The following is a 13,652-nucleotide window of genomic DNA, read 5'->3' on the forward strand; positions in this document are numbered from 1 at the left end:
CCCGCGGCGCCCGAAGCCGAGCCGCCGGCTGCGCCGGTGGCCGAGGTCGAGCCGCCGTAGCCGGTGCCGCCGGCCGAGCCGGTGCCGGCCGCGCCGTTGGCGCCGCCGGTGTTCGCAGCGGTGTTGCCGATGTTGCTGATGTTATTGCCCGACACGGTGCCGGTCAGCGAGCTGGTCGCGTTGGCCGACGAGGTGTTGAACGAGTTGGCGACCGACGAGTTGGCGCTGCCACCGTTGTTGGCGGCTGCGGCGCCGGCGGCTGCCGCGCGCGAGTCACCCGAGCTGTTGTTCTGGCCCGAGCTGTCCTGGCTGCTGTCGTTGGTGGTGGTCGAGGTGATCGTGTCGTTGCTGTCGATCGTCGTGGTGTTGGTGCGGGTGTCCGACTGGGTGTTCGTGTTGGTGTTGGTCGCGGTACGGTTGTCCGAACGGTCCACCTGGTTGTTGTTGTTGGTCGTGCTGTTGTCGTTCTGCTGGCTATTGTTGTTTTGCTGGCTGTTGTTGTTGGCCTGGCTGTTGTTGGTATTGGTCGTCGTGTTGGTGCTGGTCGACTGGTTGTTGCTGTCCGAGGTGTTGGTGCTGCTGTTGTTGGCCTGGCTGTTGTCGGTGTTGGTGTTCGTATTCGTGTTCGTGTTGGTCGCCTGGTTGTTGCTGTTGGCCTGGCTGTTGTTGGTGCTGGTCGAGGTATTCGTGTTCGTGTTGGTGTTCGTATTCGTGTTCGTTGCCTGGTTGTTGCTGTTCGAGCTGTCGGTGTTGGTCGACGAGTTGGTCGAGGTGTTGCCGCTGTTGCGGGTATCAGTGACAGTGCTGTTGTCGGTGTTCGTGCTCACCGACGAAGTCTGGGTGTTGCCGCCGCGGACGTCGTTGACGGAATTTTCTTGTGCGTGAGCCATGCTGAATGCCAGGGCGATCGCGGTTGCCAGGATAGTGCGCTTCATTGTTGCTCCCCTAATTGTCACTGAGTTGAATTCCCGGGGTCCCATGACGCCCGGTCCAACCGTCTATTAGCAGTTCCCATGCCAGATGAATGTGCTTTTTTCAAGTCCTTGATTATGTAGGACTATTTTGATGAGTTCCGGTGGGATTACAGAGGGAAATGAAGCGGAACAATAGCTAAAGAACAAAGTGTCTCAGACCCGTGACAAAGTGAACAAAAAGGCCATCAAACTGTATCAAAATGTCACCGAAGGAGAGCCGTGCAGAGTGAACGCTGTTCTGCAGCGCGCTGCCGTGTGGCAAGCGCGCTGGTGGAAAAAGCCTGTCAAATCAAGGGGAGAAGCCGTAGGAAGAGGCCGACGGCAGGGAAGGGCGGGGACTTACGGAGAAATCGCGTGCTTGGCCATCAGGCGATACAGCGTCATGCGCGAGACACCCAGGTCACGCGCGGCCTGGCTGATGTTGTTGCCGCTGCGCGCCAGGCTCTCGCCGATGGCAACGCGTTCGGCCGACAGGCGCGAATTGCCGAGGCCTTCCTTCACCGGGCAAATCGGACCGGCGCTGGGCAGATCGAGGTCTTCCGGCATGATCAGCCGCTGTTCGGCCAGCACCATGGCGCGCCGCACCCGGTTGATGAGTTCGCGCACATTGCCCGGCCATTCGTAGCGCGCCATCGCCAGCAGCGCTTCGCGGCTGACGCCCTTGAGCTGCGGGCTACGTTCGGCGGCATACTTGTTGAAGATGAGGTCGGTCAGCAGCGGCAAGTCTTCCTTGCGCTCGCGCAGCGGCGGCACCCGGATCGGGAACACGCTGAGGCGGTAGTACAAGTCTTCGCGGAAGCGTCCCTCTGCCACGGCCTGTGGCAGGTTGACGTGGGTGGCGGTGATCACGCGTGCATCGACCGCGATGGTGCGCGTGCCGCCGACGCGGTAGATCACGCGTTCCTGCAAAAAGCGCAGCAGGCTGGCTTGCAGGTCGAGCGGCAGGTCGCCGATCTCGTCCAGGAAGATGCTGCCGCCGGACGCCGCCTCGAGCAGGCCCTGCTTGTCGCGGGTAGCGCCGGTGAAGGAACCGCGCTCGTGGCCGAACAGTTCGGAGTGGATCAGGGCTGGCGACACCGCCGCGCAATTGATGGCGATGAAGGGACCGCTGGCGCGCTGCGAGCGCAGGTGGACTTCCTGGGCCGCGAGTTCCTTGCCGCTACCGCTTTCGCCCGAGATCAGTACCGGCGCGTCGATCGCGGCGATCTTGTCGATGTGGGCGCGCAGGCGCACGATGGCGCGCGAGGCGCCATCGATGTGGCTGGCCCGCTCCGACGCCTGGCGCCGGTGCGGCGGGGTGGTCTTGGCCAGCGTCGCCATGCCGTGGGCGTGGCCGAGCGAATGCTTCAGCCGCAGCGCGTCGACCGGACGGGTATGGAAATCGACCAGATGGGCGGCGATCAGCTCGCGCAGCGCCGGCTGGTCGAGGCGCGGCGCATCGAACACGCCGATCCAGCGCGTGTGGTGGTGCTGGCGTACGAAGCGTTCGATCTCGGCATCGCCCGCGCCGTCGCTGCGGTCGAGCAGCAGGCCGACGCCGTAGTGCTGCTGCGACAAGACCTTGCGTGCCGCGGCGATGTTCTCGACCACGCACACATCCCAGCCGGGTAGTTCTCCGTGGCAGGCGCGTGCGCGCGCGCTGCCTTCACCCGAAATGCATAAGAGACGTTTTACAGACACCGTTGCCCTCTTTATCACTGGAGCTTCGCCAGTTTCGTTGTTATGAGTCCGGGCGCGATGCGCCTCATGCATCCATGCGACAACTAATCCCGCTCTGTGGATTGCTGACGCGAAAAGTATTGTTCCATTAAACCTTAAATGCCATCCTCGTGTCGCACAAACATTAATAGAAGTTTAATGACATGTGCAAGGGTGAATGTATTGTTTGCTTTTTTGCATGGCAAGGTCGGAAATTTTGTTAGTTGCCTGCTATCGATCTTACCGGCACCATCTGTGGCCGGGAAGGGCTCTCCCGACAATCTGTCGCTGCTGAGCAGCTTGTTACCGCTGCAAGCGTTGTGCCCGTCCAACAAGGACACTGAATCGATGCCATGGCGCAGCAAATGGCATCGGTCGGGCCGGTGCGGCGACCCGATCGCCAATGAGGCGGCTCACTGTCGGCCTGCTTGTATAATGCGGCAACACCCAACCGTTTCGCACATATGACCAATACCACTCACTTCGGCTACAAGACTGTCGCCGAGGACCAGAAGGTCCAGGAAGTCGCCAAGGTTTTCCACTCGGTCGCCTCGAAGTACGACGTCATGAACGACCTGATGTCGGCCGGCCTGCACCGCGCCTGGAAGATGTTCACGATCGCCCAGGCGGGCGTGCGTCCCGGCTTCAAGGTGCTCGACATCGCCGGTGGCACCGGCGACCTGGCCAAGGCATTCGCGAAGCAGGCGGGCAAGACCGGCGAGGTCTGGCTTACCGACATCAACGAGTCGATGCTGCGCGTGGGGCGCGATCGTCTCTTGAATAAAGGGCTTGTCACCCCAACCATGCTGTGTAACGCCGAAAAATTGCCGTTCCCAGACAATTACTTCGATCGGGTCAGCGTCGCCTTCGGCTTGCGCAATATGACCCATAAAGACCAGGCCCTGGCCGAGATGCGCCGGGTGCTCAAGCCGGGCGGCAAGCTGCTGGTGCTGGAATTCTCGAAAGTGATCGCGCCGCTGCAGAAGCCGTACGATGTGTATTCGTTCTCGGTGCTGCCGTGGCTGGGCCAGAAGATCGCCGGCGATGCCGAGAGCTATCGCTACCTGGCCGAATCGATCCGCATGCATCCCGACCAGGACACCCTGAAGGGGATGATGCAAGACGCAGGACTGGAGCGGGTCCAGTATTTCAACCTGACGGCGGGTGTGGCCGCATTACACACCGGTATCAAACTGTAGTTTCAACGCTAAGGACGGAGACGATGAAAAAATTCCTGGTCACGACGATGTTGGCAGTCACCGCGTTCGCGATGGTGGCGGACGCCTTCGCCCGACCAATGGGCGGCAAGCGCTCGATCGGACGGCAATCGCAGTCCGTACAGCAGCAGGGCCCGGCCCCGGCGCCAGCCCAGAACATGCAGCGCCAGACGCCTAATTCGGCGGCGCCGGCTGCCGCCGGCGCAGGCGCCGCGGGTGCGGCTGCCGCCGCCAAGAAACCTAGCATGATGCGCAATATCCTTGGTGGCGCACTGCTGGGCCTGGGCCTGGGCGCGCTGCTGTCGCACCTGGGCATCGGCGGCGCCCTGGCCAGCATCATCTCGACCATCCTGATGGTCGCGCTGGTCGGCCTGGTGATCATGTTCATCGTGCGCATGGTGCGCCGCAAGGACACGCCGGCCAATCCGGTCGCGGCGACCGCGGGCGGCTTCGGTGGCTTCCAGCCGCCTGCCGCCGGTTCGAGCGCCACGCCCGAGATCGGTTCCGGCCTGCGCAATCAGCCTGCCGCTTTCCAGGGCAATGTAGGCCTGGATAAAGGCACCGCAGCCGGTGTCGGTGGCGCTGCCGCCGCGACCAATTACCAGCAATGGGGCGTGCCGGGCGACTTCGACAGCGAAAGCTTCCTGCGCCATGCGAAATCGTCCTTCATCCGCATGCAGGCGGCCTGGGATCGCGGCGACACCGACGACCTGCGCGAATTCACCGCGCCTGAAGTGTTCGCCGAACTGAAGATGCAGATCCAGGAACGCGGCGGCGTGGCCGACTACACCGACGTCGTCAACATCGACGCCCAGCTGCTGGGCATCGAGAAGACCGCGACCGACTACCTGGCGAGCGTGCAGTTCAACGCCATGATCCGTAGCGCCAAGGACGCGCTGCCGGAACCGTTCGTCGAAGTCTGGAATATGTCGAAGCCGCTGTCGGGCTCGGGCGGCTGGGTGCTGGCCGGTATCCAGCAGACGAACTAAGCCTTTAGTTTTGGCGGAATTATTTTTCGATAAACATTCCGTGTCACCGGGTTTGCGCCCGGCAAACTGGTAAGATCAAAACCGCCCGCATCAACCCGGGCGGTTTTGTTTTTTGAGGGTTGTCCTTTCATGTTTCCTAGTCTTTCCTCACTGTCGCCTCAGCACATTCTCACGCTGCCCGCGGTCGCCGCGATCAACCACTTGCTGGCCCAGGAAGCCTGGGCCAGGGCCTTGCTCATGCGCCATGCCGGCAAGGACGCCTGCATCGACGCCGGCCTGGCCCGCCTGCGCCTGCTGGTCGGGCGCGATGGCCTGCTCGAAGCCGGCCAGGGCGATGCCGCGGCCAGCGTCACGATCCGCGTGAAACCGGCCGACCTGCCGCTGATCGCCCAGGACCGCACGCGCGCGCTGTCGTACGTGAAGGTCGAAGGCGACGCCGAGTTCGCCAACGTGATCTCGCAGCTGGCCAACGGCCTGCGCTGGGATGCCGAGCATGACCTCGAGCGGGTGGTGGGGCCGCTGGGCGCCCATCGCCTGGTCAAGACCGCGCGCCGCACCGCCGGCGGCGCGACCGAGGCGGGACGGCGCCTGGCCGAGAACCTGGCCGAGTTCCTGGCCGAGGAAAGGCCGGTGCTGGTGCGGCCGGTGCAGCGCGAAGCGTTCGCCGCCGACGTGGTGCGCCTGCGCGACGACGTCGAGCGCACGGCCAAACGCGTAGCAAGACTCGAGCAAGTGCTGGCCCAGCGCGATGCCGCCACACCTTCCATCATTCCTACCCGCGCAGACCACCACCCGGATCGTCGATGATATTGAAATTCCTGCGCCTGCTGCGCATCCTCACCGTCTTCACCAGGTACGGCCTGGATGAGATCGCCGTCACCAGCATCAACGCCCCGCGCACCGCGCGCCTGATGAACACCTTCTTCTTCTGGCGCACGATCACCTCGCCGCGCGCGATCCGCCTGCGCCAGGCGCTGGAAGAATTGGGCCCGATCTTCGTGAAGTTCGGCCAGGTGCTGTCGACCCGGCGCGACCTGGTGCCGCCCGATATTGCCGACGAGCTGGCGCTGCTGCAAGACCGCGTGCCGCCCTTCGGCTCCGACCTGGCGGTGGCCCAGATCACCCGCTCGCTGGGCGCCCATCCCGACCAGCTGTTCGCCCGCTTCGACCGCGAGCCGGTGGCCTCGGCCTCGATCGCCCAGGTCCACTTCGCCCAACTCAAGGATGGCAAGGAGGTCGCGGTCAAGGTGCTGCGTCCCGGCATGAAGAAGCTGATCGACGAAGACATGGCGCTGATGCGCCTGGCGGCCAGCCTGATCGAGCGCGTGTGGGGAGAAGCGCGGCGCCTGAAGCCGCGCGAAGTCGTGGCCGAGTTCGACAAATACCTGCACGACGAGCTGGACCTGATGCGCGAGGCCGCCAATGCCAGCCAGCTGCGCCGCAACTTCGCCGGTTCCGACCTGCTGATGGTGCCCGAGATGTACTGGGATTACTGCTCGAGCAGCGTGATCGTGATGGAGCGCATGTACGGCATCCCGATCTCGCAGATCGACCGCCTGGCCGCCGCCGGCGTCGACCTCAAGAAGCTGTCGAGCGATGGCGTGGAGATTTTCTTCACCCAGGTGTTCCGAGACGGCTTCTTTCACGCCGATATGCATCCGGGGAACATCCTGGTCTCGACCGCGCCGGAGACCCTGGGCCGCTATATCGCGCTGGACTTCGGCATCGTCGGCACGCTGAACGATTTCGACAAGGATTACCTGTCGCAGAACTTCCTGGCCTTCTTCCGCCGCGACTACAAGCGCGTGGCCGAGGCCCACATCGAATCGGGCTGGGCGCCCTCGACCACCCGCGTGGACGAGCTGGAAGCCGCGGTGCGCGCCTGCTGCGAACCGATCTTCGACCGCCCGCTGAAAGATATTTCGTTCGGCCAGGTGCTGCTGCGCCTGTTCCAGACTTCGCGCCGCTTCAATGTCGAGGTGCAGCCGCAGCTCGTGCTGCTGCAAAAGACCCTGCTCAATATCGAAGGACTGGGACGCCAGCTCGATCCCGACCTGGACCTGTGGAAGACCGCCAGGCCGCACCTCGAGCGCTGGATGACGGAACAGGTCGGCTGGAAAGGCCTGACCGAGCGCCTGCGCGCCGAAGCGCCGCGCTACGCCCAGATCTTCCCGCAGCTGCCGCGCCTGGTATTCCAGGTGCTGGAGCGCGAATCGAAAGGGCAGATGATGCACCCGCACGGCGGCAGTAGCGACATGCTGGCCATGGTGCTGCTCGAACAGCGCCGCACCAATCGCATGCTGGCCTTCCTGACCTGCATGGCGGCGGGCTTCGGGGTCGGGCTGGTGGCGATGTATTTGCTGTAAGACCCGCCAAAGAAAAAGCCCGCATAAGCGGGCTTGGCAAGCTAGTGTTCTTGTACGGACCGCGCTGATGCAGGCATCGCGCAGTCTTCTGTTTCTTCTGTACAGCGGGTGACAGGAGTTTCCTGCTACCAACATTCGGTGGAGCAGGCCGTATTAAAACATCTGCGCCATCCTTGAGCAAACGAAACACCTGTTGACGATGGTGAAAAACAACATCGTATCGTGCGCGCTTGCCCATCTGCCGTGTCTATGCCAGTCGCGGTAGGCCGCAAACGGTCAATTCCCCTGTAAAAGCTTTATAATTCAGGGTTTTGAAGATTTTTGCGGAGCACACAGCATGCCGATTTACGCCTACCGCTGCGAAGAATGCGGTTTTACCAAAGATGTACTGCAAAAGATTTCGGATCCGGTCCTGACCGTCTGCCCGTCCTGTGCCAAGCCGTCCTTCAAGAAACAAGTGACTGCTGCCGGCTTCCAGCTCAAGGGCAGCGGCTGGTACGTGACCGATTTCCGCGGCGGCACGCCGCCCGCGACCGGCACGGCCGGCAATGGCAATGGCGCGGCCCCAGCCACGCCGGCGGCGTCGACCGAGGCCAGTGCCCCGGCAGCGGCCCCAGCGGCCCCGCCCACGTCGGGCACGTCCGGCGGCGACAAGGGCGGCGCCTGATCGGGGCGCGGCCTTGACGCCGCACGCCAACAAGAATAACGGGAATCCGATGCGCAAATATTTCATCACCGGCCTGCTGGTCCTGGTCCCCCTGGTGATCACGGCCTGGGTCTTGAACCTGATCATCAGCACGCTCGACCAGTCGCTGCTGTTCGTGCCCGACGCCTGGCAGCCCCGCAGCATGTTCGGCATGGACGTGCCGGGCTTCGGCGCGGTGCTGACCCTGGCGATCGTGTTCCTGACCGGCCTGCTCACCAACAACCTGGTCGGCAAGTACATCGTGCGCCTGGGCGAACGCCTGCTCAAGCGCGTGCCGGTGGTCAGCTCGCTGTACGGCAGCGTCAAGCAGGTGTCGGACACGCTGTTCTCGCCGTCGGGCAATGCCTTCCGCCAGGCGGTGCTGGTGCCGTATCCGCATGCCGATTCGTACACCATCGCTTTTCTTACCGGCGCGCCGGGCGGCGAAGTGGCGCGACACCTGGGCGGCGACTACGTCAGCGTCTACGTGCCGACCACCCCGAACCCGACCTCCGGCTTCTTCCTGATGATGGAGCGCAGCCGCGTGAAAGAGCTGGACATGACGGTCGATGCGGCATTGAAGTACATCGTCTCGATGGGCGTGGTCGCGCCGGCTGAAGTGCCGTCCAGCGCACCGCCCACGGCGATCAAGTAATACCGAATCAACGAATAGTGGCCGCCTTCGATGGCGGCGCGAGCAATCAACCAACCTGGAACGAAAACTATGTCCACCATGCGTACCAACTACTGCGGCCTCGTGACCGAGGAACTGCTGGGCCAAACCGTCAGCCTGTGCGGCTGGGTGCACCGCCGCCGTGACCACGGCGGTGTGATCTTCATCGACCTGCGCGACCGCGAAGGCCTGGTGCAGGTGGTCTGCCATCCGGACAACGCCGCCGTCTTCAAGGCCGCCGAGCACGTGCGCAACGAGTACTGCCTGCGCATCGTCGGCACCGTGACCAACCGCCTCGAAGGCACGGTCAACAACAACCTGAAGTCGGGCAAGATCGAAATCAACGCCAGCGAAGTCGAAGTGCTGAACGCCTCGGTGCCGGTGCCGTTCCAGCTGGACGACGACAACCTGTCGGAAACCACCCGCCTGACGCACCGCGTGCTCGACCTGCGCCGCGGCCAGATGCAGCACAACCTGAAGCTGCGTTATAAAGTCTCGATGGAAGTGCGCAAGTACCTGGACAACCTGGGCTTCATCGACATCGAAACCCCGATGCTGACCAAGTCGACCCCGGAAGGCGCGCGCGACTACCTGGTGCCGTCGCGCGTCAACGCCGGCAACTTCTTCGCGCTGCCGCAGTCGCCGCAGCTGTTCAAGCAGCTCTTGATGGTCGCCAACTTCGACCGTTACTACCAGATCACCAAGTGCTTCCGCGACGAAGACCTGCGCGCCGACCGCCAGCCTGAATTCACCCAGATCGATTGCGAGACCTCGTTCCTGACCGAACAGGAGATCCGTGACCTGTTCGAAGAGATGATGCGCGTCGTGTTCCGCAACACCACCGGCATCGAGCTGCCGAACCCGTTCCCGGTGATGGACTTCGCCACCGCCATGGGCACCTACGGTTCGGACAAGCCGGACATGCGCGTCAAGCTGCAGTTCACCGAACTGACCGAGCTGATGAAGTCGGTCGAGTTCAAGGTGTTCAACAGCGCCGCAAACATGCCGAACGGCCGCGTGGTCGGCATGCGCGTGCCGCAGGGCGGTTCGATGCCGCGTTCGGAGATCGACGCCTACACCCAGTTCGTCGCGATCTACGGCGCCAAGGGCCTGGCCTACATCAAGGTCAACGAGAAAGCGAAAGGCCGTGACGGCCTGCAGTCGCCGATCGTCAAGAACCTGTCGGACGAAGTCCTGGTCCAGATCCTGGAACTGACGGGCGCGCAAGATGGCGACCTGATCTTCTTCGGCGCCGACAAGGCCAAGGTCGTCAACGACGCCATCGGCGCGCTGCGCGTGAAGATCGGCCACTCGGAATTCGGCAAGAAGGCCGGCCTGTTCGACGAGGTCTGGTCGCCGCTGTGGGTGATCGACTTCCCGATGTTCGAATACGACGAAGACGGCGACCGCTGGACCGCGACCCACCACCCGTTCACCGCACCGAAGGACGGCCACGAAGACATGCTCGAGACCAACCCTGGCGCCTGCATCGCCAAGGCCTACGACATGGTCCTGAACGGCTGGGAGCTGGGCGGCGGTTCGATCCGTATCCACCGCGAAGAAGTCCAGAGCAAGGTGTTCCGCGCACTGAAGATCGATGCCGAGGAAGCGCAGCTCAAATTTGGTTTCTTGTTGGACGCGCTGCAGTACGGCGCGCCGCCGCACGGTGGCCTGGCCTTCGGCCTGGATCGCCTGATCACGCTGATGACCGGCTCCGAGTCGATCCGCGACGTGATCGCCTTCCCGAAAACCCAGCGTGCGCAGTGCCTGCTGACCAACGCGCCGTCGGAAGTGGACGAGAAGCAGCTGAAAGAGCTGCATATCCGTCTGCGTAACGAGCCGAAAGTGGCCTGATACACGGTCCCGGATCTGGGGTGGGTGGCGCAACCATCCACCCCATGCCTGTCGACATGAAGCCCCACAAGATCCCGGAATCGGTCCTGGTCGTGATCCACACTTCCGACATGGAAGTGCTGGTGCTCGAACGCGCCGACCGCCCGGGCTTCTGGCAATCGGTCACCGGCTCGCTCGACGCGCCGGACGAGCCCTTGCTGCACACTGCTGCGCGCGAACTGTTCGAAGAGACCGGCATCGTGGCCGATGGCGAACGCATTCGCCTGCACGACTGGCAGCTCTCGAACGTCTACGAAATCTATCCCGTCTGGCGTCACCGCTACGCCCCCGGCGTGACCCACAATACCGAGCACGTGTTCTCGGTCTGTGTGCCGCGCGACATCCCCATCCTCCTCAGCCCGCGCGAACACCTGCGCCATGCCTGGCTGCCGCATCTGGAAGCAGCAGACCGTTGCTTCTCGTCATCCAACGCCGAAGCCATCCTGCAGTTGCCCCGCAAAATCGCTTAAAAATTGCGAACAGCAAACAAAATTGCCTTAAAGCATGTTGTTTGCTGAAAATCAGCATTGAAATGTGGCATGCATGAGCAATAAAATGACGTTTTTTAACAAAAGTACGTAGGTACTTTTTCCAAAAAACGGTCTGTGCGTCGCCGCGCATATGAGTTCGATCAAACGCGATCTCTCCTATGAAAATACATTTGATTACAGTTGATTTGTTCTTTTCATAACAGGAGGAAATTTTGCAGTATTGCATTTGCACAAAAGGATCAACGTTTGACAGCTGTATTTGCGTCGACTAAGGTCAACGGTTCACCCATGGTGAATTTTTGATGTGCAACTTTTAAGTGGATGATTCTGGGAGATAAAATGGATAACCTCGAACTGAATAGCGACAAGAAAGTTAAGGCAATTACCCTGGGGGACGACTGCATCTATATCGACCTCTTCGACGGCCTGCGCCTGAGCGGTCCGCTGGCGCCGCGCCAGGAAAAGCAGGGCGCGCAAGAGCGTCGTCCGCGCCGCATGATTGTGTCGGGGCATGAAGCGGTGTACGACACGGCGCTGGCGCTTGCCTGAATATCAGATTGTCAGATTCAGTAAGAGCGCGACGGCATCTAGCCGACCGCCGCGCTCCGCGCTCCAGCCCCAAGCTGTGAAGCGCACGATTGGGCCCGTTTCACGAGAACGACGGTCCGATCCGGGTAGAATGTTCCCATGAAAATCCGTGTAGCCACCTACAACATTCATAAGGGCGTTTCGTCCCTGCGCAGCACGCCACGCGTGATCGCGCTCAAGAAAGCCATCGCCGAATTCGACGCCAACGTCGTCTTCCTGCAAGAGGTGCAAGGGCGGCACGACCGCTTCCAGGCGCGCTTCGGCAAGGAGGACCGCGGGCATCGTCACTGGCCAGAAACGGCCCAGTACGATTACTTCGCTCCGGACGCCCACCACACTGCCTATGGGATGAATGCGGTCTATGACCACGGCCACCACGGCAATGCGCTGCTGAGCTGCTGGCCGATCGAGAATTCGCACAACCACGACGTCTCCGATCATGCCTACGAGCAGCGCGGCATCCTGCACTGCATCCTGGGCGCGCCCGAATGCCGCGTGCACTGCTATGTGGTCCATCTCGGCCTGTTCGAGGGCAGCCGTGGCCGCCAGACCGCCTCGCTGATCGAGGCCGTCAATGCTTCTGCGAAACCCGACGAGCCGGTGATCATCGCCGGTGATTTCAACGACTGGCGCAACACCCTCAGCGACAAGCTGCGCAACGCCCTGGGCGTCAAGGAAGTGTTCGACGAACTGGGGCCGCGCTCGCCGATGGGCGATATGGTGCGCAGCTGGGCCGGCCGCCAGCCGCGCCTGGCGCCGGCCCGCACCTTCCCGGCCATGCTGCCGTGGTTCAGGCTCGATCGCATCTATGTGCGCGGCTTCAAGGTCAATAACGCCAGGGTGATGCATGGTCCCTTGTGGGCCAAGCTGTCCGATCACGCGCCGATCGTGGCCGAGCTCGAACTTACACAAGGGCCATGCGCAGTCTGACCTTTGTCGACAACAATGACATCGCGCTGCTGCAGAGCGGCATTGCTTTCTTCCCGGCGCTGATCGAAGCGCTCGACGCCGCCCAGCACGAGGTCTTGTTCGAGACGTATATTTTTGCCGAGGACGAGACCGGCGCCGCCGTGCGCGACGCCCTCGCGCGCGCCGCCCTGCGCGGCGTGAAGGTGAGGGTGCTGGTTGACTGGTTCGGCACCGGCCACAGCTGCTGCGGCCGGCTTGGGCCCACTCTCCTGGAAGCCGGCGCCCAGTACCGCGTCTTCAATCCCTGGTGCCGGCGCGGCATCGCCCGTTCGCACCGCAAGATCGCCGTGATCGACCGCGAAGTCGCTTTCGTGGGCGGCATCAACGTCAACGACGACTGGCTGTGCGACCACGCCGACGGCCACCGCCTGCCGGCGCCGCGCTGGGATTTCGCGGTGCGCGTGCGCGGGCCGCTGGTGGCCCAGATCCACCACGAGGCGCAAGTCCAGTGGGCCCGCAGCGGCCGCCTGCGGCTGCGCAAGCGCCTCCAGTTGTTCCGCGAGATGCGCAATCAAGCCATTCCCTCTTGCGAAAGCCCGGCCCGGGCCGCATTTGTGGTGCGTGACAACCTGCGTAACCGCAGCACGATCCAGAAAGCCTATCTGCAAGCGCTGGGGCATGCGCGCCACAGCGTGCTGCTGGCGACGCCGTACTTCGCGCCGGGCCGCAAGTTCCGCAAGGCGCTGGCGCATGCCGCGCGGCGCGGCGTGCAGGTGACGCTGCTGATCGGGGTGGGGGAGTTCAAGATCCAGGATGCGGTCGCGCATTCGTTCTATCCCAAGTTGCTGCTTGATGGCGTGCGGGTGGTCGAATACCGCAAGACCCAGCTGCATGCGAAGGTGGCGGTGGTCGACGACGACTGGGCCACGGTCGGTTCCAGCAACTGCGATGGCCTGTCGCTGTTCCTGAACCAGGAGGCCAATGTGGTGGTGAGCGATCCGGTGTTCGCCGCCACCATGCGCGAGCACATCGAGCGCGGCATCCTGGACGGCAAGGAGGTCTGTCCGCAGGAATTCGCCCACACCGGCTGGCTGCGCCGCGCCACCTATGGCATGGCGTATATGGCCTACAAGCTGGTGATGCGGGTGGTCACGTTCGGCTACACCTAG

12 protein-coding genes and 1 pseudogene are annotated in these 13,652 nt (G+C 62.9%); 11 read left to right on the forward strand and 2 right to left on the reverse strand.

What is annotated here, in order from left to right; all coding sequences use genetic code 11:
- A pseudogene (locus tag SOM61_RS17140) lies at positions 1 to 935 on the reverse strand (hypothetical protein); the annotation flags it as partial.
- Positions 936 to 1,313: 378 nt separating this feature from the next.
- Positions 1,314 to 2,654 carry a sigma-54 dependent transcriptional regulator gene (locus tag SOM61_RS17145; RefSeq protein ID WP_320475197.1) on the reverse strand — a complete coding sequence of 447 codons (1,341 nt, stop codon included), beginning with the start codon at positions 2,652 to 2,654 and terminating at the stop codon, positions 1,314 to 1,316.
- A 482-nt stretch (positions 2,655 to 3,136) separates the two neighbouring features.
- Between SOM61_RS17145 and ubiE the strand changes: the two genes are divergently transcribed.
- The 11 genes from ubiE (at position 3,137) to clsB (ending at position 13,652) form a co-directional block, all read left to right on the forward strand.
- Complete coding sequence (gene ubiE / locus SOM61_RS17150) at positions 3,137 to 3,871, forward strand: bifunctional demethylmenaquinone methyltransferase/2-methoxy-6-polyprenyl-1,4-benzoquinol methylase UbiE (RefSeq protein ID WP_320475198.1); 735 nt, start codon at positions 3,137 to 3,139, stop codon at positions 3,869 to 3,871.
- 23 nt (positions 3,872 to 3,894) lie between these two features.
- Complete coding sequence (locus tag SOM61_RS17155; RefSeq protein ID WP_320475199.1) at positions 3,895 to 4,878, forward strand: Tim44 domain-containing protein; 984 nt, start codon at positions 3,895 to 3,897, stop codon at positions 4,876 to 4,878.
- Between the two features lie 129 nt (positions 4,879 to 5,007).
- A complete protein-coding gene (locus tag SOM61_RS17160) occupies positions 5,008 to 5,685 on the forward strand; it encodes a ubiquinone biosynthesis accessory factor UbiJ (RefSeq protein WP_320475200.1) in 678 nt (225 codons plus the stop codon).
- Entirely contained in the window at positions 5,682 to 7,244 is a 1,563-nt protein-coding gene (gene ubiB, locus SOM61_RS17165; RefSeq protein ID WP_320475201.1) for a ubiquinone biosynthesis regulatory protein kinase UbiB, read from the forward strand. Before SOM61_RS17160 ends, ubiB begins: the two co-directional genes overlap by 4 nt.
- Before the next feature lie 337 nt (positions 7,245 to 7,581).
- Positions 7,582 to 7,911, forward strand: coding sequence for an FmdB family zinc ribbon protein (locus SOM61_RS17170; protein WP_320475202.1), 330 nt, complete (start codon positions 7,582 to 7,584; stop codon positions 7,909 to 7,911).
- A 49-nt stretch (positions 7,912 to 7,960) separates the two neighbouring features.
- Positions 7,961 to 8,584 carry a DUF502 domain-containing protein gene (locus tag SOM61_RS17175; RefSeq protein ID WP_320475203.1) on the forward strand — a complete coding sequence of 208 codons (624 nt, stop codon included), beginning with the start codon at positions 7,961 to 7,963 and terminating at the stop codon, positions 8,582 to 8,584.
- Between the two features lie 69 nt (positions 8,585 to 8,653).
- Entirely contained in the window at positions 8,654 to 10,456 is a 1,803-nt protein-coding gene (gene aspS / locus SOM61_RS17180; RefSeq protein ID WP_320475204.1) for an aspartate--tRNA ligase, read from the forward strand.
- A gap of 56 nt (positions 10,457 to 10,512) precedes the next feature.
- Positions 10,513 to 10,965, forward strand: a complete 453-nt coding sequence (nudB, locus tag SOM61_RS17185) for a dihydroneopterin triphosphate diphosphatase (RefSeq protein ID WP_320475205.1) — start codon at positions 10,513 to 10,515, stop codon at positions 10,963 to 10,965.
- Between the two features lie 360 nt (positions 10,966 to 11,325).
- Positions 11,326 to 11,535 carry a hypothetical protein gene (locus tag SOM61_RS17190; protein WP_208277215.1) on the forward strand — a complete coding sequence of 70 codons (210 nt, stop codon included), beginning with the start codon at positions 11,326 to 11,328 and terminating at the stop codon, positions 11,533 to 11,535.
- 138 nt (positions 11,536 to 11,673) lie between these two features.
- Entirely contained in the window at positions 11,674 to 12,504 is an 831-nt protein-coding gene (locus SOM61_RS17195; RefSeq protein WP_147936676.1) for an endonuclease/exonuclease/phosphatase family protein, read from the forward strand.
- Positions 12,492 to 13,652 carry a cardiolipin synthase ClsB gene (clsB, locus tag SOM61_RS17200; RefSeq protein WP_320475206.1) on the forward strand — a complete coding sequence of 387 codons (1,161 nt, stop codon included), beginning with the start codon at positions 12,492 to 12,494 and terminating at the stop codon, positions 13,650 to 13,652. The genes SOM61_RS17195 and clsB overlap by 13 nt, the downstream gene beginning before the upstream one ends.

Source organism: Massilia sp. CFBP9012 (genome assembly GCF_034045115.1).
GTDB lineage: Bacteria > Pseudomonadota > Gammaproteobacteria > Burkholderiales > Burkholderiaceae_D > Telluria.